Here is an 18,204-nt window from a genome sequence, read left to right as displayed (position 1 = left end):
CAGGATAAGGCGCTCAGGCCCTCTGCATGTTCAGGGCGGTCATCAGGGCGTCGCGGATGGCGCCTTCGGTGAAGGGCTTCTGCACCGTGGGGTTGCCGCGCCAGTGTTCCGGCAGGCCCGCCTCACCATATCCGGTCGAGAACACGAACGGCACGCCCCTGGCCTTCAACGCCTCAGCGACCGGAAATATCTCCTGCCCCGCGACATTGACGTCCAGCAGGGCGGCGTCGAGCGGAGAGGTCCCTGACGCGACGTTCAGTCCGTCCTCGATGTTGGATTCCGGCCCGACCACATCGCAACCAAGGTCGGCCAGAATGGTCTCAAGCAGCATGGCCACCAGGGACTCGTCCTCCACGATCAGCACGCGTCTACCGGAAAAGATATCGGTCATCAGGCGTCTGTCTCCAGCGGCAGGGTGAATCGGGCGCTCAGGCCGTGGCCTGTGTAACTCATATCAACAGCGCCGCGCAGGTCATGCCGAACATTGCGCTCGATCAAGCGAGTGCCGAAACCGCGCCGCTCTGGTTTCTGCACGGTCTGACCGGCGGTTTCACTCCAGATGATCTCCAACTGGGGGGAAGAATGATTGATCACGCGCCAGTCGACCGTCACCCGCCCATCGCCATGCGCCAGGGCGCCGTATTTGGCGGCATTGGTGGCCAGCTCATGGAAAATCATGCCCAGCGACAGGGCTCTGGCTGGCGAAAGAGCGACAAGCGGCCCGTTCAGACTCAGCCGTCCTGCCCCGTGCGCGCGCGTCTCATGTTCCAGCACCGAGCGCAGATCGGCGCCCTCCCAGTGGCTCTTCGTGAGAAGATCGTGGGTGTGGGACAGGGCCATAAGCCGCGCTTCGAAGGCCTCGGCGAACGAGCGGGGGTCCTGGTGGGTGCGGGCCGTCTGCATGGCGATGGATTGAACGGTGGCCAGGGTGTTCTTTACGCGATGATTGAGCTCGTCGATCATCAGCTTCTGCCGTTCAGCGGCCATGACGACATCCGTCACGTCATGCCCCTGAACAAAGACGCCGATCACGCGCGCATTCTCGTCCCGGATGGGCTGATAGGCGAAGTCGATGTAGCGATTGTCCGCCGGACCGTCCGGTGAATGCTGCAGGCTGAACGCCCGCTGCCTGCCCATGACCGGTTCCCCGGTCTCATAGACGTCGTTGAGAAAGTCGAGATGGCCCTGTTCGCCCAACTCGGGCAGGGCCTGTTTGACCGTCTGGCCCAGAATGTCTCTATGATTGACAAGGCGATAGCAGGCCTCATTGCAGAACTGGATGACGTGATCCGGTCCGTTCAGAACCGCAACAAAGCCCGGCGCGTTCAACAGAACATCCGAGAGCTGGCGCCGCTCGGCCTCCAGCCTTTGATTGTCCGCCTCTACCTCCATCGCCCGACGAAAGACGCCACCGCCCAGCATCTGTTCCAGGGCGTCGCGGGGAGGCTCATCTGATGTCCGAGTCCTGACCAGCTCGGTGACGTCGCTGGTGTGCTGCAGGATATGGGTGACCTCGTCGTGATCATTCTTGATCGGCGTGTGGGTGCAACTCCAGTAGCGATCATCGAACACGGCTTCGCCGTGGGGGCTGCGCGTGCGGATCGGATAATGCAGCAGCGCCAGATGATCGGCTTCGCCCGTTTCCAGTACTTTCTTGAAGGATGTTTCGAGCCGTTGGCTGGCGTCGTAGCTTGGCCCTTGGGGCGCGGCGCCGAATACATCCATCACATGCACGCCGATCAGTTCCTCCCGCCTGCGGAGCGTAACGTCCAGATAGGCTTGGTTCATTCCTGCAAATCGCAGGTCGCGGTCCAGCAGCATATAGGGGTTAGGCGAGGCGTCGAAGGCCGCGACCAGGTCAATCGTTTTGGCCAGTGTCTTCAACACGCCCCCCGTCCTGTTGCGTCCCTAACGCAACGCGCGCGGAAAGGGTGCACGGCCCGCTGTTGAAACAGGGAAACAGTAAAGACCAGCGTCCTTAAGCGTCAAGTTGACAGCGGCTGGCGTGGGGAAAAGGATGAACACGGACACCGATTCATCAAACCGATTGTTCTCCACTTTGAGCGCTTTGGGGAACTGCCTCCGCCGGATTTTCCAGTGAATGATCACAAGGGCGCGAGCTTAGGCCATCGGGCTGCTTGGGGACAGTCCCGCATCACCACCTGGCTCGCGCCGCCATACGACTTCATGCTGCGGCTCTCAGGCAACGGAGAATCAGCGACAGAAAACCGACACACTATGAGAAGCATTTATTACGTCTAAGATATATTATGCGAAACATGGCTTCAGGAATGAGCTTGGAGCTACAGCCCTGTTCCGACATCAGCTAGGCTGCTACCTAGATTACGGTGAAATTCGGACAGGAAGAATGCTTTGAGAAACAGATGGGTTCTAGCTGGTGCGGCTTGGCTGTTGAGCTCTTCCGCCATGGCGGGCGAAGTCATTCTTCGAGGGCCTGCGCCCGACTGGATACCCAGCATTGCGCCGCATCTGTCGAACCGAGCGGACAATCCATCTCAACACATCCGCTATGAAGTGGTCGAAAGCCATGTGCGGGCCTTTGGCGACCATAGCGAAACCTATGTCCGTATGCGGCTGAAGGTGCTGGCGCCATTGGGGTTGCAGCAGGCTTCGCAACTGGCGCTGGAATGGAACCCGGCCCTGCAGACGCCGACCGTTCACCACGCGCGCATTATCCGCGCGGGTGAAACCCATGACATTCTGGACAAGGCTGATTTCACCATTCTGCGTCGCGAGGCGGCGCTTGAGCAATCGCTGCAGATCAATGGCGTTCTAACCGGCGTTCTGGTGAATCCTGACATCCGCGTCGGCGACACCATAGACTTCGCCTACTCCTTCCGAACACAGTTCGATGTATTCGACAACCCGCTGGAAAGTCTGGTCTATCCCTTTTCGCAGCTTCCCGTTGATCTAGCCGAGACCACCGTCAGTTGGCCGGCGTCCATGAAGGTTCAGACACGCGCCGGGCGTCATGCCGCCGTTCCAGCGATGACTGAGCGGAATGGATTCAAGTTTCTTGCCCATCGCATCACCGACGTCGAGGGAGAAGCCTATCCAGACGCCATCGCGCCTCGCTCTCTTCCAAACTATGCATGGCAGATCAGCAGCACTCCGCAGTGGAGCGCGATCACGGATCATATCCGCACTGCATATGATCAGGCCAGCGCCCTGCCCGACGCGGCCGATCTGGCCGCGCATCTGGCGCGGATAAGGTCCGAGAACGCCACTCCGGAAGCTCGCGCCTTGGCTGCCCTGCGGCTGGTGCAGGATGAAGTCCGCTATATGGCCCTGACGCTTGGCGAAGGCGGCTGGCTGCCGAACTCAGCGAGTGATGTATGGGCAAGGCGTCAGGGCGACTGCAAAGGTAAAACGGTTCTGCTGGTCGCCTTGCTGAGAGAGCTGGGCGTGGATGCGGTCCCTGTGCTCGTTTCCTCACAGAATCTGCCGCTCGATCAGTATCTGCCGATGGTCAGCGCATTCGATCATGTGATCGTAAAGGCGCGCATCGGCGGCGAGATCTATTTGATGGACGGAGCGCGTATCGGCGACCGTAGCCTGACGCCGGATGCTCCGCTGGTTTACGAGTACGTCCTGCCCATCGTGGAACAGGCTCGCCTGGAGCAAATCCCGCTCAGACTACCGCCGCGCCCGATCAACGCCCTCCATGTCGAGATTGATCTCACCGCCGGCGTTCATAGTCCCGCGCGCGTTACGGTGACCAATATCAGTCGCAGCGACAGAGCGACGGAAATGCAGGCCGGGATTGCACAATTGCCTGCCGCCGAGGTGACCCGTCTGTATGACGAGCGCTGGACCAATCTGTTCAAGGACTATGGGCAGGTTTCCGATCTCGAGAGCCAATGGCGGTACCTTGAAGACACCCATGAATTTGTGGCCAGCGCCACAGCGCGCGTCGCCTTTGACTGGACGGATGGGCCGGTCGACATCCCTCTGGCCCATGTCACCTGGAAAGGCTTTGAGCCGCATAAGAATACGAGGTTCAAGGACGCCGATTACCATAAGTCCTTCCCGAGTTCGTCCTCATTCCGCACGACCGTCATCCTGCCTGAAGGCCGAGACGATGTTGATCTGTCGGTCGAGCCCTATGAAGTCGAGGCCGGCGCCACCCGATATTTCCGCACCGTTCACCGCAACGGCAACCGACTGGAGACGGATCGGGGCTCGATCACCTTGCGCCCCTATGCCACGGCGGCGGAAATCGCGGTTGAACAGGCCGGTATGGACAGCTTCAAGGACTTGAAGGCCACCATGCGGGTGAAGCGGAGCTACACCCTAACGGCGTCGGACCGGGAAACCCTGACTGCAGCGCCGGACGGCGCCCCGGAGACGGCCCTGCGTCGCGGCTACGCTCTTCTTGACGAGGGGGACCATGTCGCCGCCATCGCCCAGTTCGATGTGGCCATTGCGGGCTTTCCGACACCCCATGCCAACGCCCTGGCCAATCGCGCCCTCGCCTATCTGGCGTTGAACGATCTGGACAAAGCCCGCGCCGATATCGCGGCGAGCGACGCCGCCGATCCTAATGAGACCATCCTGTTTCACGCGAAGGGTCGGCTGGCCGAGCTAGAAGAGGACGACCTGGAAGCGGTGTTGGCCTTTACGGGCGCCCTACGCTCGTGGTCCGAAAACACGCATGCCCTTTATCGTCGCGCCGCCGCTTACGAGCGGATGGGACAGTCGTCACGCGCCTTGGCTGATCTGGAGCGGATCGTCGCGATGAAGCCGGAGGATCATGGCGCCAAGGTCGCTCTGGCGAACCAACTGCTCAGGATGGGGCGGGCCGCAGAGGCCTACCAACAGGCTGGCTTGATGGCCGAAGCTGTCGGCCATCCAGACGCCAAGGCTCAGATGTTCATCGGCATGGCGCAGGTTGTGGCGTCCAGTCTCAAGGGCTCCGATCCCGCCAAGGCCGAGGCCATCCTCACCGACGTCCTGGCGATCGAAAACGACTTCCCTGCCCTGCTGATTGATCGCGCCGTTGTTCGTGAACAGCAGGGGGATAGCAAGGGCGCGGCGGTCGATATGGCTCGCTTCAAGCAGTTGACCCGCATCAACCTTGATGACCCCGCTCAAGCCTGCGTGTCGCAGTCCCTACTGCGGCACAGCCGCGATTTCGCACTGGAAATGTGTGATAGGGCCATCGAGCGGAAGGGAGACGACGCCCTTCTTCACATGAGGCGCGGATATCTGCTCTTCCTCCTGGATCGCAACGGCGAGGCCGTGGACGCCTATCGTACGGCGACGGAACTGGATCCTTCGAATGCGAAGGCCAGATACGGTCTGGGCAAGATGCTCAAGACTACAGGGCGATCCTCTGAAGGAGAGGCGCTTATGGCTGCGGCGTCGGCCTCGGATTCGAAGGCGAGCGAGGACTACGACAACCTCATGATGAGCGTTCGCCTGGACGATTAGGGCGCCTATGGATCACGGTCACCAAATACGGAACGGGCGGCCTCGCTGATGCGAAGCCGCCCGTCAAACCATAGATCAGGCCAAAGCCTGAAATGGTCGGAGCGACAGGATTCGAACCTGCGACCCCTTGACCCCCAGTCAAGTGCGCTACCAGGCTGCGCCACGCTCCGAAGGCGCTCCGTATAGACGGGGGTTTGCCGCTCCGCAAACCCTAAAACGCATTATCGACAACAACTTCCGCCCTATCGGCGCAGAACCGCCTCAAGCCGCGCATGCGCCGCTTCCAACTCGGCTAAAACCCGCGTCAATCGCTCATGATCAGGCGCTGACGACACCGTTGGGGCGTCCGGCGCAGGTGAAAGGCCCGAATCAATTTCCAGCGTTGCGCCCGGGTCGCCATAGGCGGCCACGCGCGCCAGGCCCTGATCCTTGACCAGGCGCTGGACGCCGCGAATGGTGAGGCCCTCGTCATGCAGCAAACGTCGAACGGCCTTCAGCACCATCACATCATCCGGGCGATAGAAACGCCGTCCGCCCGCCCGCTTCACCGGGACGATGAAATCGAACTTCGTCTCCCAGAAGCGCAGAACATGCTGAGGCGCGCCGACTTCTTCGGCGGCTTCGGAGATCGTGCGGAAGGCGCTGGGGCTTTTAGCCAATGAACTCAGGTCTCTACGACGGCGTCGTGCACCCGGCCCTTCATGATCTGAGAGGCCCGGAAGCTGATGACGCGACGGGGGTTGATGGCGGCGGGTTCGCCGGTCTTGGGGTTGCGCCCCATGCGAGCGCGCTTTTCGCGCACCTGGAAGACACCGAAGCCGGACAGTTTGACCGTCTCGCCGCTTTCAAGCGACTCAACGATCAGTTCAAGCGTCCGTTCGACCATGCCGGAACATTCCTGGCGCGACAGGCCGACCTCTTCGTGAACGGCCTCGCACAGATCAGCCCGAGTAAGGGTCTGGGACACTGGCATCTCCCCGCTTTCCAATGGCGGGGCATTGAAGGGCAAAATGAATGAAAATCAAAGCCCTCAATGAAAAACTAGAATCGGAAGGCGCATGCGCCCCACGTCAGGCCGCCGCCCATGGCCTCGACCAGCACCAGATCGCCTTTCTTGATGCGTCCGTCCCGGATGGCGACATCCATCGCCAGAGGGATGGAGGCGGCCGAGGTGTTGGCGTGCACGGCTACGGTAGAGACGACCTTGTCCTCATCCAGGCCCAGGCGATCGCCGACGCCCTTGATGATGCGCTGGTTGGCCTGGTGCGGCACGAACCAGTCGATTTCGGGGATGTCCACGCCCGCCACCTCGGCGGCGGCGGTGATGGCCTCGGCGATGTTGACCACGGCGTGACGGAAGACCTGGTTGCCCAGCATCCGCAGATGGCCGACCGTGCCGGTCGTAGCCGGGCCGCCGTCGACATAGAGCATGTCGGACTTGGCGCCCTCGCAGCGCAGAGCGAAGCCCAGCACGCCGCGATCCTCCTTGGTCCCCTGCCCTTCGCCCGGTTCCAGCACGAAGGCGCCGGCGCCGTCGCCGAACAGGACGCAGGTGGTGCGGTCCGTCCAGTCCATCAGCTTGGTCATTTCTTCGGCGCCGATGACGAGGGCGCACTTGGCCTGACCGCGCGCGACAAAGCCGTCGGCCACGCTCATCGCGTAGACAAAACCCGAGCAGACCGCCTGAATGTCGAAGGCGATGCCGACCGGCGCACCCAGCTTGCGCTGGACGATGGCGGCGGTCGCGGGGAAGGTCTGGTCCGGCGTAGTGGTGGCGACGATGATCAGGTCGACGTCCGCCGCCGTCTTGCCGGCGTCGGCCAGGGCGCGCTCGGCGGCCTTGACGGCCAGGTCGCTGGTCGGTTCGTCGTCGCGAGCCTTGTGGCGCTGACGGATGCCGGTGCGCTCGACGATCCACTCGTCGGAGGTGTCGACGATTTTGGTCAGGTCGGCGTTGGTGACCACCTGTTCGGGCAGGAAGGAGCCGACCCCGGTGACGACGCTGCGGATAACGCTCACGACTGGATCTCTCCTGTTTGCTCTTCGTCAGGCGCGGCCTCGGCCGTATCCAGAACGGCCGACAGGCGCGCGAAATTGGCGCTGACCTTCGTCAGATAGTCGCTGCGGGCCAGATCGACAGCCACGCGGATGGCGTTTCCATAACCCTCGGCTGTGGCGCCGCCGTGGCTCTTCACCACAATACCGTTCAGGCCCAGCAGGGGGCCGCCGTTGACGCTGCTGGGATCGATGCGGCGCGCCATTCTCTTCAGGGCGGGCATGGCGATCAGGGCGCCCATCTTGGCCATCGGGCCGGATGTCAGGGCTTCCTTGAGCAAACCGGAAATGAAGCGGGCCGTGCCCTCGGCCGTCTTCAGGGCGACATTGCCGGTGAAGCCGTCGGTGACCACCACGTCCACCGTGCCTGCGGCGATGTCGTGGCCTTCGACGAAGCCTGTGTAGTTCACGGGCACCGCATCTGTGCGCAGGACGGCGTGAGCCTCGCGCACCTCATCATGGCCCTTCATTTCCTCAGAGCCGACGTTCAGAATCCCGACCGTGGGCGTGGCGACGCCGTGGACGGCCGATTGGAAAGCCTCGCCCATGATGGCGAACTCAACCAGTTGGCGCGCATCGCTGCCGATATTGGCGCCGACGTCCAGAACGGCGGTGAAGCCTCTTTTCGTCGGCCAACTGGCGACGATGGCAGGCCGCTCCAGCCCATCCACGGCCATGCGCAGCAGCAGTTTGGAGATGGCCATCAGGGCGCCGGTGTTCCCGGCCGATACGGCGGCCTGCGCCTCCCCGAGCTTGACCGCCTCAATGGCGTTCCACAGGCTGGAGCCCTTGCCCCGGCGCATGGCCTGGGCGGGCTTTTCGTCCATGCCCACGACCTTGTCCGTGTGGCGGATTTCGCAGACATCAGCCGGAAGGCCGTTGCGGGCGACCTCCGCGCGAATGGCCGCCTCATCGCCATGCAGTTGAAAACGAACGCCTTCGCCGCCGTAACGGGCGATGTAGTCCTTCACGCCTCCGACGACGACGGATGGTCCATGGTCCCCGCCCATGGCGTCGAGCGAGATCAGTATCGGTGATGCCAAGTGAAAATCGACTCCGTCGCCGTCTTGCCGCGGCGCTTCAGTTTAGGGCGATCGGACGAAAATGTCGCACCGTGGATGAGGCTTGAGCGACCTTAGGTCAACTCTTGTCGGTTTGCCCGCCAGGCTTCAACGTTTTCAACACGCCGAAGGGCGAGATTTCACCGGGCTCCGGCGGCTGTTCGAACACCGCGCCTTCCTTGCGAGGATAGGGATCCAGGTGCAGGGCCAACTGTTCGACAGCGTATTGGCCCAGGTCGATCTGGCCATTTTCAACCAGATCGGCGGAGTCGTCGTCCAGTTCCAGATCGATCTCGCCTTCCTCGTTCGCCTGAACCTCAGGCGCCGTTTCAGTCAGATTGATCGAGAATCGTTCGTCGATGGCGACAGGCAGCGGCTCCAGCGTCAGAATGCAGGCCTGAACGGCCTCGGCCTGGACCCGGCCATCCATGCGCCACCCCGACACCGTGGGCACGAGCTCCATATCGGCGACGAATCGGTCGAGCGACTTCAGGTCCAGCGCGCGCGCGATGCGTTGCCGCGCAGCGTCATCAGGCTCCAGCCGCCGTGTCAGGGAGACGCCGACCTGATGCAGGCGGATGGGATCGCTATAGGGAAGAGCTGGAAGGGTCATGCCACGATCTTCGCCCAGTCCGGCGCCTTTTCCACGGCAGCCGACGACTGTCGGGCCAGCTGTTCGTGCGAATCAATCGTGTAGCGCGCCAGAGCGGCGCCTGCAGCGGCGTCTTCGCTCTCAAAGACATTGCGGGCGATCGAGGCCTGAAGCCCCTCGTGATCCCCTGCCCTCAGCGCCTTTTCATAGGCGCTCATGCGGCCATAGAGCGCCTCGCCCAGCTTGCGCATCTTCTTGCCCACCGAGACATCGCCCACGCCCAGTTCGCGCAACACGTTGTCCAACGCCGACACATAGGCGTCGAACAGCTTCTGGGACAGGTCCGCGCCGCGCTCGCCATCCTGCTTCAGCCGCACGAACAGCAGCAGCACATGCAGGGTGTAGAGCTCGAAACGCGCGTCGATGCGGTCCGCGACGCCCAGCCGCGTGTAGAAATCAGGCTGGCGGGCCTGTTCGACGGCCAGGGCGTACAGGGCCTGGACATGGCGATCTTGCGTCTGGCGCTTGAAGAGTGTCTTGAACATAGGATTTCACGGCCCCTTTTCCGCCGCGCCGTTGCACTAGGACGCAGCGACGGTTAGGTCAAAGACCTTATTTCTTGAGGCCCATCGCCGATGCCCCGTTTTACGTCGCTCATCATCGCCGCCTCGCTCGCCGCCGCCGCCGGCGCCTGCGCGCCGGTTGTCGCCACCCAGGGCTTTCAGGCCGTGGACGTCAAACCCCAGGATATCGAGTCTGGCGTCGACACGCGCGAAACCGTGCTGACCAAGCTGGGCACGCCCTCCACCACCTCGACCTTCGAGTCGGAGAACGTCTGGTACTACCTGACCCAGACGACACAGCGCTACACCTACAACAAGCCGCAGGTGTCGCAGCGGACGGTGACGGAGATCACCTTCAACGAATCCGACGGCAAGGTCGCTTCGGTGCGTAATCTGGGACTGGATGACGGCCGCCAGATCGCGATGGAACGCCGCGAGACCCCGACGCGCGGACGCCAGTTGACCATTCTCGAACAACTGCTCGGCAACGTCGGCCGCGGCCAACTGCCGCGCACCGAGGACGACGTTCCCGGCCAGCGCCGCCCGGATTAACAGCCGCAGTATACAGTCGCCCTCAAGCCGCAAGCGACCGCGTCACGAGCATAGGGCGCAAAAAGATAACGCCCCGGAGATCGCTCTCCGGGGCGTCTTCAGTTGCAGTTGAACGCCGTCAGACGATCTTGCCGCTCGCCAGCACAGCCAACAGCAGAAGCGCGACGATGTTGGTGATCTTGATCATCGGGTTCACCGCCGGGCCGGAGGTGTCCTTATAGGGATCGCCCACCGTGTCGCCGGTGACTGCGGCCTTGTGCGCTTCCGAGCCCTTCCCGTGGACCACGCCGTTCTTGTCGGTGAAGCCTTCCTCGATCACCTTCTTGGCGTTGTCCCAGGCGCCGCCGCCCGAGGTCATGGAAATGGCGACGAACAGTCCCGTCACGATCACCCCCATGAGCATGGCCCCCAGCGCTGCGAAGGCGTTGGCCTTGTCCGGCTGGATGAACAGGATGACCACGAACAGAACGATCGGCGACAGCACCGGCAACAGCGACGGCACGATCATCTCTCGGATAGCCGCGCTGGTCAGGATGTCGACCGCTCGGCCGTATTCCGGCTTGGTCTCGAACGTCATGATGCCGGGGTTCTCGCGGAACTGACGCCGGACCTCGGCCACCACGGCCTCGGCGGCGCGCCCCACCGCCGTCATCGACAGACCGCCGAACAGGAAGGGCAGCAGCCCCCCGAACAGCAGGCCGACCACGACATAGGGGTTGGACAGGTCGAACGCGACCGCGCCCAGGCCATAGAAGAAGCTGCCCGGCGCCGCCTCGGCTGCGAAGAACTTCAGATCCTCCACATAGGCGGCGAACAGGACCAGCGCCCCCAGACCCGCAGACCCGATGGCGTAGCCCTTGGTCACGGCCTTGGTGGTGTTGCCCACGGCGTCCAGAGCGTCGGTCGAGACACGGACTTCCGGCGGCAGGCCGGCCATCTCAGCGATGCCGCCCGCATTGTCCGTAACCGGGCCGAAAGCGTCCAGCGCAACGATCATCCCCGCCACGCCCAGCATGGTCGTGGTGGCGATGGCGATGCCGAACAGGCCCGCCAACTGGAAGGCCGCGACAATGCCGACGATGATGGTCAGGGCTGGCAACGCGGTGGATTCCAGCGACATGGCCAGGCCCTGGATCACGTTGGTGCCGTGCCCCGAGACCGAGGCGTTGGCCACCGACTTCACCGGACGGAAGCCCGTGCCGGTGTAGTATTCGGTGATGACCACGATGGCCGCCGTGACCAGCAGGCCGACGACGCCCGCCCAGAACAGATTCATCGGCTGGATCAGCAGGCCTCCTGAGGTTTCGACCGCCCCCGGCAGAAGCTGATTGATCACCCACCAGACCGCGCCCAGCGACAGGACGCCTGTGACGATCAGCCCCTGATACAGGGCTCCCATGATGTTGCCGCTCTTGCCCAGACGGACGAAGAAGGTGCCGATGATCGAGGTCACGATGCAGACGCCGCAGATCGCCAGCGGCAACAGCATCAGCACGTCGACATAGGGCTGGTTGCGGAAGAAGATGGCCGCCAGCACCATGGTCGCCACCGTGGTGACGGCATAGGTCTCGAACAGGTCGGCGGCCATGCCGGCGCAGTCGCCGACGTTGTCGCCCACATTGTCCGCGATGGTGGCGGCGTTGCGGGGGTCGTCCTCAGGGATGCCGGCCTCGACCTTGCCCACCATGTCGCCGCCGACGTCGGCCCCCTTGGTGAAGATGCCCCCGCCCAGTCGCGCGAAGATGGAAATCAGAGAGGCGCCGAAGCCCAGCGCCACCAGGCCGTCGATGACCTCACGGCTGGTCGAGGCGTGGCCCAGACCCTGCGTCATGAAGGCGTAGTAGCCGGACACGCCCAGAAGCGCGCCGCCCGCCACGAACATGCCGGTGATGGCGCCCGAGCGAAAGGCCAGGTCCAGCCCCTTGGACAGGCTCTGGGACGCCGCCTGCGCCGTGCGGACGTTGGCGCGCACGGAGATCAGCATCCCCGCATAGCCCGCCGCGCCCGACAGGACCGCGCCGATCAGGAAGCCGAGCGCCGCCCAGATTCCGATAAGAAAAAAGGCCGCGACCAAGATCACGACCCCTACAATGCCAATCGTTGTGTACTGACGCTTCAGATAGGCGGATGCCCCTTCCTGGATCGCCGCGGCGATCTCACGCATCCGTTCATTACCACTGTCGGCCTTCATCAAGGCGGCGGTCTGGACGGCGCCGTAAAGCACCCCCAAAGCGCCGGCCGCAATGACCAGCCAAAGATATGACGTCATGGCGTTTCCAAGCCTTATGCAACTAGACGCGCGGTTCCATAGGCTGCGCTACGGGCGTTGTCGCCTCTCGGCCGCCTTCCGGTCCCCCCGTGCGCTTACGGACGCAAATTCACGCCCCTCGGGAATTGCGGCTAAATCGTGCCAAAAGCAGAGGCGTGGCGCAACAGCGCTCTTTTAGGGCGTTCAGAGAGGGCGAACGGTCGTGCGACGGCGCGCGGCCTGGCTGACGACCTCGACGCGGGAGATCGCGCCCTTGCCGATCAGGCTGTCGGCCGAGCGGATCAGGCTGGCGCTCAGCGCTGCCGCGTCCAACTGATTCCAGTCGTCTGCGAGAACGAAGGGGGTCCGGTGCCCGGCGCGGACAAGGGCGTCGCGCAGGTAGGGCTCCTTGGCCCTTACCGCATCCAGGGTTTGGCCTTCACCCAGATGCAGTCTCAGTTCTGCAAAGACGTAGTTGCGGACGCGGCCGCCCACAATGATCGGCAGGCCCACGCCGGTCAGATTGAAGCTCGCGGGCTGGGCGGGCGTTTCCGCTGAGGGCGAGGCGAGCGCCGGTCCTGACAGGGCGGCGCCAGCGAGGGCGAGGATCAGGGCGCGGCGGTTCATGAACTCAGTCTGGCCGTGCCCGGTTAGGATTCCGTTGCGCTCAGCCGTGGGTCCAGCCGGTGCGGGTCGGGGTGATGGCCTGGCCCAGATAGCGCGGGGACAGCCCCCTGCCTTCGGTTACGCGGCCGACGCAGGTCAGGCGCAGGTGGCGGCGTTCGGCTTCGCGGCGCAGGGCGTTCTCGGCGCCCGCCGGGACGGTCAGCAGGATCTCGTAATCGTCGCCGCCGCTGGCCAGCAGCTCCAACGCCGCCTGCGGGTCGACGCGGCCTTCGAACCAGGCCTGGGCCGCCGCCGACATCGGCAGGACCTCCAGATCGATCTCAAGGCAGACGCCGCTGGCCTCGGCGATGTGGGTGGCGTCGGCCAGAAGGCCGTCGGAGACGTCGGCGCTGGCCGTGGCGAGGCCCAGAACGACGGGCGCGAACTCCACGCGCGGCATGGGGGTGCGATAGGCGGCCTCCAGCGCGTCCATGCGCTCAGGCTCCAGCGTCAGGGTCGCCTGGGCGGCCTGAAGGCCCAGCCAGCCGTCGCCGATCGTACCTGTGACGAAGACCAGATCGCCGGGCCGCGCCCCGGCCCGGCTGACCGCGGCGCCTGATGGCGCCCAGCCCATCATCGTCGCCGAGAAACTGGCCGGTCCCGGCGTCTTCACCGTGTCGCCGCCCAGCAGGGAAATGTCGAAAATGGCCTGATCGCGCCGCAGCCCGGCGACGAAGGCCTCGCGCTCGGGCCAGCCGCAGCGTTCGGACCAGCAGCAGGCCAGCAGATAGCCGAACGGCTCGGCCCCCTTGGCCGCCAGATCGGACAGGTTCACGCGAAGCAGCTTCTGCGCCACCGTATCCAGCGGGTCGTCGGGCAGGAAGTGGACGCCCTCGACGATGGCGTCCTTGGTCAGGATCAGGTCGTGTCCCGGACGCGAGGGCAGCGCAGCCACGTCGTCGGCCAGCCCCCTCGCCCATTCCGGGTGCGCCAGCGGCTTCAGCAGCCGCTGGATGGTCTCGAATTCACCCGCGACGTCAATCGCGGGCATCGCGCGCCACGCCGTCCAGCGCCGCGTTCACGAACTTCGCCTCCGCATCGTCGAAGAAGGCCTTGGCCAGTTCGACGTATTCGTCGATCACGATCTCACGCGGGACGTCCGGCTTGTGCTTCAACTCCCACGCGCCGCAGCGCAGCAGGGCGCGCAGGGTGGCGTCCAGACGCTCCATACGCCAGTTGGAGGCCAGACGCGCCTTGATCGCTTCGTCAATGCCGCGCTGGTCTTCGACCACGCCGTGGACGATGTCGGAGAACCAGTCCTCGTCCGCCTCGGCCAGAGGCGCGCCGTCGATGTCGGCGTCAAAACGGTGATTGCGGAACTCGCGCACGACGCTGTCGACGCCCTCGCCCGCCAGCTCCATCTGATACAGGGCCTGAACGGCGGCCAGACGGGCGACCGTGCGGGCGCGGCGCTGGCGGCTGGTCAGTTGCGGCTCGGCGCGGGCTTTTTCAGCCTCGGCCAGTTGAGCCATGACTTCGGCGACGGTCGCCGGGGCGCTGGTCGGTTCGGTCACGAGGCGAGCCCCCCGCGCAGGCGCTTGCGGATGGCGATCAGGTCCAGGCAGGCGCGGGCGGCGAAACCGCCCTTGTCGCCCTCGCTAAGGCGGGCGCGGGCCCAGGCCTGCTCCTCGTCCTCGGTCGTCAGGATGCCGTTGCCGATGGCCACGCCCTTCAGGCCCAGATTGCGGATGCCGGCGGCCGACTGATCTGAAACGATCTCGAAGTGATAGGTCTCGCCGCGAATGATGCAGCCCAGGGCGACATAGCCGTCATAGCGCGGCGCCGTCGGATAGCGGCCGGCCTCTTCGGCCATGGCGATCACGGTGGGAACTTCCAGCGCGCCGGGCACGGTCACGAAGTCGTATTGAACGCCTTGCGCGCGCAGGGCGTCCTTCGCCCCTTCCAGAAGGGCGTCGGCCAGTTCGTCGTAGAAGCGCGCCTCAACGATGAGGACGCGAGTGGGGTCGTTCAAGATTGGTCTTCTCCGTCCATGTCGCGCCAACCGACAATGCGCAGCCCATAGCCCTCAAGCGCCGTCGGATTGGGCCGCGTCGAACTCATCACGATCATATCCTTGACGCCGAGGTCGAGCAGAATCTGCGCCCCGACGCCATAGGCTTTCAGCGAGCGATCCGCCGCCGCGGGCTTGGGCACGCCGCCCAGCCGTTCGGCGAGACCATGCAGGTCCGGATCGCGCAGGAAGACGACGACGCCCGGCCCATCCTGAGCCGCAAGCGCCTGCATCGCCTTCGGAATATAGTCCTGGCGAGCCTCGACGTGGCCCAGCAGGTCGGCGGCGAAGTCAACCTGGTGCATCCGCACGACGGTGGGCTTGGCCGGGTCGATATCGCCGCGCACCAGGGCGACGTGCTCGGCGCCTTCGATGGTGTTGCGATAGAGGATCAGCTTGAATTCGCCGCCGTGGACGCTTTCGAACGGCGTCTCCATCACGCGCTCGACAAAGCGCTCGGTGCGGCGGCGATAGGCGATCAGGTCGGCGATGGTGCCGATCTTCAGCCCGTGCAACTGGGCGAAGGCGATCAGGTCGGGCATCCGCGCCATCTCGCCGTCGTCCTTGATGATCTCGCAGATCACCCCGGCGGGAATCAGGCCGGCCATACGGCTGATGTCCACGGCCGCCTCGGTGTGGCCGGTGCGGACCAGGACGCCGCCGTCGCGCGCGACCAGCGGGAAGATGTGGCCCGGCGAGACGATGTCGTCGGCGGTGCGCGACGGGTCGGCGGCCACCTGAACCGTATGGGCGCGGTCAGCGGCCGAAATGCCGGTCGTGACGCCTTCCTTGGCTTCGATCGAGATAGTGAAGGCCGTTCCCATGCTCTCGCGGTTCTCGGCGGCCATCGGCGGCAGGCGTAGCTGCTTGGCGCGCTCGGCCGTCATGGCAAGGCAGACCAGGCCGCGCGCATAGCGGATCATGAAGTTGATCTGGTCCGGCGTGGCGAACTGGGCCGGAATGACGATGTCGCCCTCGTTCTCGCGATCCTCGGCATCCACCAGGATGTAGGGGCGGCCGTTGCGGGCGTCCTCGATAATGTCCTCGATCGAGCTGATCGGGCTGTCGGTATTGTAGACGGCCAGTTTCATCATGCGGTCTCCTGCCACCGCGCGAGGTAACGCGCCAGCATGTCGATCTCCAGATTGACCTTTTCGCCGACCTTCAGGCCGCCGAGGGTGGTCGCATCCCACGTGTGCGGGATAATATTCACGTCGAAGCGGCGCTCATGCACCCCATTCACCGTCAGGGAAACCCCATCGACCGTGATTGAGCCCTTTGGGGCGATGAATCTGTGCAGGGGCGCAGGCGCCTCGATCACGATGCGGTGCGATCCGCCCTCGGGCGTGATGGAGATCACCTCGCCCAGACCGTCGACATGGCCCGAGACGATATGGCCGCCCAGTTCGTCGCCCAGCTTGGCGGCGCGCTCCAGATTGATGCGGCTGCCCTCGCTCCAGTCGCCCAGCTTGGTCCTGGACAGGGTCTCGCCGGACACTTCGACGGCGAACCAGCCCTCGCCCTTTTCCGTGACGGTCAGGCAGCAGCCCGCATGGCTGATGGAGGCGCCTAGGTCGATGCCCGCCGTGTCCCACACAGTCTCGACCTCATAGCGACGGTCGCGGTTGGTTTCACGGACGCTGCGGACGCGGCCGATGTCGGTGACGATGCCGGTGAACATGAAAGCTCCGGTCCCTCCGGACCCAAAAAACAGAGTCTAATTAGTCTAATTCGTCTGAAATCGCGCCTGGGGAGGCGTCAGGCGCGCGGGCGTAGCGTTCCCACAGATCGTCTCCGGCAGGCTCGACGCCCAGACGACGGAACTTGGGGGCGTCGGCCAGCTTTGCAAGCGCCAGGGAGGCGACGCAGGACCGCCCCTCCCCGCCCAGCAGGATCGGGGCGCGGAACCACTCGATGGCGTCCACTGCGCCCGCCTGGATGAAGGAGGCGGCGACTCGCCCACCGCCCTCGATCAGGATGGAGCGGATGTTGCGGGCGGCGAGCGCGTCGAGGACAGCGGGGATGGCTGGGCGGCGGTCGATGGCGGCGACGGTGATGACTTCGGCCTGGCCGATGGCGTGGGGCGCGGCTGTGGTGAAGATCAGGGTGTTGCCGGATGCGACCTTGGCCGTCGCGGGGGTTCTGAGCCGACTGTCCAGCACGACCCTTAGCGGATTCCTTCTCCCCTCGTGGGAGAAGGTGGGCGGCGGAGCCGCTCGGATGAGGGGGACGCCGAACGCGCCCTCATCGTCAGCCGTTTTGCGTGATGACCCAGCCCCCTCATCCGTCTCGCTGCGCGAGCCGCCTTCTCCCCCGAGGGGAGAAGGAAGCCGGACGGTGAGTTCCGGATCATCGGCCAGAACCGTCTCGACGCCGACCAGAATGGCGTCATGTGTCGCGCGCAGGCGGTGGCCCTGAAGGCGCGCTTCCGGGCCGGTGATCCACTGGCTTTCGCCCGTGGCCGTGGCGATGCGACCGTCCAGCGACGTCGCCAGCTTCAGGGTGACGCGGGGGCGCATCAGTCCTGGCCGGACTTGGTCTCGTCGAAACCCTCGTCTCCGAGGAATTTGGCGAAATCGCTGGTGTGGCGGAAGTCCTTGTAGACCGAGGCGTAACGGACGTAAGCGACCTCATCTACCGACTTCAGCGCCTTCATGATGAAGTCGCCGACGATGCTGGACGGGATCTCGGTCTCGCCCAGACTTTCCAGCTGGCGCACGATACGGCTGACCAGCAGCTCGACCTGATCAGGCTGCACCGGACGTTTGCGCAGGGCGATGCCCAGCGAGCGCTCCAGCTTGTCGCGGTCGAAGGGGGTGCGGCGGCCGTTCCGTTTCAGGATAACCAGTTCGCGCAGCTGCACCCGCTCGAAGGTGGTGAAGCGCCCGCTGCACTGCGGGCACGACCGACGGCGCCGGATGGCCGCGCCGTCGTCAGACGGGCGGCTGTCCTTCACCTGGGTGTCGGCGTTTCCGCAGAAGGGGCACTTCATCCGATAGGTC

At 64.5% G+C, this 18,204-nt stretch carries 19 protein-coding genes and 1 tRNA gene; 2 read left to right on the top strand and 18 right to left on the bottom strand.

All coding sequences use genetic code 11. The features are described from left to right. Positions 1–13: 13 nt before the first annotated feature. On the bottom strand, positions 14–391 hold the full coding sequence (locus D1604_RS02135) for a response regulator (RefSeq protein ID WP_119411994.1): 378 nt from the start codon (positions 389–391) through the stop codon (positions 14–16). Then, the gene (locus tag D1604_RS02130) at positions 391–1,887 is read right to left on the bottom strand and encodes a sensor histidine kinase (RefSeq protein WP_233551812.1); all 1,497 of its coding nucleotides are present in this window, start codon (positions 1,885–1,887) and stop codon (positions 391–393) included. Before D1604_RS02130 ends, D1604_RS02135 begins: the two co-directional genes overlap by 1 nt. Before the next feature lie 540 nt (positions 1,888–2,427). On the opposite strand from D1604_RS02130, the gene D1604_RS02125 reads away from it, so the two are divergent. Continuing rightward, positions 2,428–5,454 carry a DUF3857 domain-containing protein gene (locus D1604_RS02125; protein WP_119411993.1) on the top strand — a complete coding sequence of 1,009 codons (3,027 nt, stop codon included), beginning with the start codon at positions 2,428–2,430 and terminating at the stop codon, positions 5,452–5,454. Positions 5,455–5,547: 93 nt separating this feature from the next. On the opposite strand, the gene D1604_RS02120 is transcribed toward D1604_RS02125, so the two are convergent. From D1604_RS02120 to D1604_RS02090, 7 genes are all read right to left on the bottom strand, one after another. Beyond that, positions 5,548–5,624, bottom strand: a tRNA-Pro gene (locus tag D1604_RS02120). Positions 5,625–5,696: 72 nt separating this feature from the next. Next, on the bottom strand, positions 5,697–6,113 hold the full coding sequence (locus D1604_RS02115; RefSeq protein ID WP_024352805.1) for a MerR family transcriptional regulator: 417 nt from the start codon (positions 6,111–6,113) through the stop codon (positions 5,697–5,699). Between the two features lie 5 nt (positions 6,114–6,118). After that, positions 6,119–6,427 carry an integration host factor subunit alpha gene (locus D1604_RS02110; protein ID WP_003169453.1) on the bottom strand — a complete coding sequence of 103 codons (309 nt, stop codon included), beginning with the start codon at positions 6,425–6,427 and terminating at the stop codon, positions 6,119–6,121. Between the two features lie 68 nt (positions 6,428–6,495). Continuing rightward, positions 6,496–7,473, bottom strand: coding sequence for a beta-ketoacyl-ACP synthase III (locus D1604_RS02105; RefSeq protein WP_119411992.1), 978 nt, complete (start codon positions 7,471–7,473; stop codon positions 6,496–6,498). After that, a complete protein-coding gene (gene plsX, locus D1604_RS02100) occupies positions 7,470–8,552 on the bottom strand; it encodes a phosphate acyltransferase PlsX (protein ID WP_255413925.1) in 1,083 nt (360 codons plus the stop codon). The genes D1604_RS02105 and plsX overlap by 4 nt, the downstream gene beginning before the upstream one ends. A gap of 97 nt (positions 8,553–8,649) precedes the next feature. Beyond that, entirely contained in the window at positions 8,650–9,183 is a 534-nt protein-coding gene (locus D1604_RS02095) for a YceD family protein (RefSeq protein WP_119411991.1), read from the bottom strand. Next, complete coding sequence (locus tag D1604_RS02090) at positions 9,180–9,707, bottom strand: ubiquinol-cytochrome C chaperone family protein (RefSeq protein ID WP_119411990.1); 528 nt, start codon at positions 9,705–9,707, stop codon at positions 9,180–9,182. The genes D1604_RS02095 and D1604_RS02090 overlap by 4 nt, the downstream gene beginning before the upstream one ends. A 90-nt stretch (positions 9,708–9,797) precedes the next feature. On the opposite strand from D1604_RS02090, the gene bamE reads away from it, so the two are divergent. After that, positions 9,798–10,277: an outer membrane protein assembly factor BamE domain-containing protein gene (gene bamE, locus D1604_RS02085; protein WP_119411989.1), complete on the top strand. Its 480-nt coding sequence runs from the start codon at positions 9,798–9,800 to the stop codon at positions 10,275–10,277. A 118-nt stretch (positions 10,278–10,395) separates the two neighbouring features. On the opposite strand, the gene D1604_RS02080 is transcribed toward bamE, so the two are convergent. The 9 genes from D1604_RS02080 to nrdR all read right to left on the bottom strand — a co-directional run bounded on the left by D1604_RS02080 (position 10,396) and on the right by nrdR (position 18,194). Beyond that, complete coding sequence (locus D1604_RS02080; RefSeq protein ID WP_119411988.1) at positions 10,396–12,546, bottom strand: sodium-translocating pyrophosphatase; 2,151 nt, start codon at positions 12,544–12,546, stop codon at positions 10,396–10,398. Positions 12,547–12,729: 183 nt separating this feature from the next. Next, entirely contained in the window at positions 12,730–13,152 is a 423-nt protein-coding gene (locus D1604_RS02075) for a hypothetical protein (RefSeq protein ID WP_119411987.1), read from the bottom strand. Between the two features lie 40 nt (positions 13,153–13,192). Beyond that, positions 13,193–14,182, bottom strand: coding sequence for a thiamine-phosphate kinase (gene thiL, locus D1604_RS02070; RefSeq protein WP_119411986.1), 990 nt, complete (start codon positions 14,180–14,182; stop codon positions 13,193–13,195). After that, positions 14,169–14,705, bottom strand: a complete 537-nt coding sequence (gene nusB, locus D1604_RS02065) for a transcription antitermination factor NusB (RefSeq protein ID WP_373561198.1) — start codon at positions 14,703–14,705, stop codon at positions 14,169–14,171. The genes thiL and nusB overlap by 14 nt, the downstream gene beginning before the upstream one ends. Further along, on the bottom strand, positions 14,702–15,163 hold the full coding sequence (gene ribH / locus D1604_RS02060; protein WP_119411985.1) for a 6,7-dimethyl-8-ribityllumazine synthase: 462 nt from the start codon (positions 15,161–15,163) through the stop codon (positions 14,702–14,704). Before ribH ends, nusB begins: the two co-directional genes overlap by 4 nt. Beyond that, complete coding sequence (gene ribB, locus D1604_RS02055; RefSeq protein ID WP_119411984.1) at positions 15,160–16,296, bottom strand: 3,4-dihydroxy-2-butanone-4-phosphate synthase; 1,137 nt, start codon at positions 16,294–16,296, stop codon at positions 15,160–15,162. Before ribB ends, ribH begins: the two co-directional genes overlap by 4 nt. Then, on the bottom strand, positions 16,293–16,883 hold the full coding sequence (locus D1604_RS02050; protein ID WP_119411983.1) for a riboflavin synthase: 591 nt from the start codon (positions 16,881–16,883) through the stop codon (positions 16,293–16,295). The genes ribB and D1604_RS02050 overlap by 4 nt, the downstream gene beginning before the upstream one ends. Positions 16,884–16,923: 40 nt before the next feature. Continuing rightward, positions 16,924–17,721, bottom strand: a complete 798-nt coding sequence (locus tag D1604_RS02045) for a RibD family protein (protein ID WP_119411982.1) — start codon at positions 17,719–17,721, stop codon at positions 16,924–16,926. Next, positions 17,721–18,194 (bottom strand): transcriptional regulator NrdR, encoded by a 474-nt coding sequence (gene nrdR, locus D1604_RS02040; RefSeq protein WP_119411981.1) that lies wholly within the window; start codon positions 18,192–18,194, stop codon positions 17,721–17,723. Before nrdR ends, D1604_RS02045 begins: the two co-directional genes overlap by 1 nt. Positions 18,195–18,204: the final 10 nt, after the last annotated feature.

It is taken from the genome of Brevundimonas sp. LPMIX5, assembly GCF_003576505.1.
Classification (GTDB): domain Bacteria; phylum Pseudomonadota; class Alphaproteobacteria; order Caulobacterales; family Caulobacteraceae; genus Brevundimonas; species Brevundimonas naejangsanensis.
Note: the sequence above shows the minus strand (reverse complement) of the source record. Positions and strands in the feature narration are given on the sequence as shown.

What these genes read in the sequence shown, in the direction of transcription:
- D1604_RS02135 (WP_119411994.1), bottom strand. Translation starts at nt 391, where the DNA reads ATGACCGATATCTTTTCCGGTAGACGCGTGCTGATCGTGGAGGACGAG.
- D1604_RS02125 (WP_119411993.1), top strand. Translation starts at nt 2,428, where the DNA reads ATGGCGGGCGAAGTCATTCTTCGAGGGCCTGCGCCCGACTGGATACCC.
- D1604_RS02110 (WP_003169453.1), bottom strand. Translation starts at nt 6,427, where the DNA reads ATGCCAGTGTCCCAGACCCTTACTCGGGCTGATCTGTGCGAGGCCGTT.
- D1604_RS02095 (WP_119411991.1), bottom strand. Translation starts at nt 9,183, where the DNA reads ATGACCCTTCCAGCTCTTCCCTATAGCGATCCCATCCGCCTGCATCAG.
- D1604_RS02090 (WP_119411990.1), bottom strand. Translation starts at nt 9,707, where the DNA reads ATGTTCAAGACACTCTTCAAGCGCCAGACGCAAGATCGCCATGTCCAG.
- bamE (WP_119411989.1), top strand. Translation starts at nt 9,798, where the DNA reads ATGCCCCGTTTTACGTCGCTCATCATCGCCGCCTCGCTCGCCGCCGCC.
- D1604_RS02080 (WP_119411988.1), bottom strand. Translation starts at nt 12,546, where the DNA reads ATGACGTCATATCTTTGGCTGGTCATTGCGGCCGGCGCTTTGGGGGTG.
- D1604_RS02075 (WP_119411987.1), bottom strand. Translation starts at nt 13,152, where the DNA reads ATGAACCGCCGCGCCCTGATCCTCGCCCTCGCTGGCGCCGCCCTGTCA.
- thiL (WP_119411986.1), bottom strand. Translation starts at nt 14,182, where the DNA reads ATGCCCGCGATTGACGTCGCGGGTGAATTCGAGACCATCCAGCGGCTG.
- ribB (WP_119411984.1), bottom strand. Translation starts at nt 16,296, where the DNA reads ATGATGAAACTGGCCGTCTACAATACCGACAGCCCGATCAGCTCGATC.
- D1604_RS02050 (WP_119411983.1), bottom strand. Translation starts at nt 16,883, where the DNA reads ATGTTCACCGGCATCGTCACCGACATCGGCCGCGTCCGCAGCGTCCGT.
- D1604_RS02045 (WP_119411982.1), bottom strand. Translation starts at nt 17,721, where the DNA reads ATGCGCCCCCGCGTCACCCTGAAGCTGGCGACGTCGCTGGACGGTCGC.
- nrdR (WP_119411981.1), bottom strand. Translation starts at nt 18,194, where the DNA reads ATGAAGTGCCCCTTCTGCGGAAACGCCGACACCCAGGTGAAGGACAGC.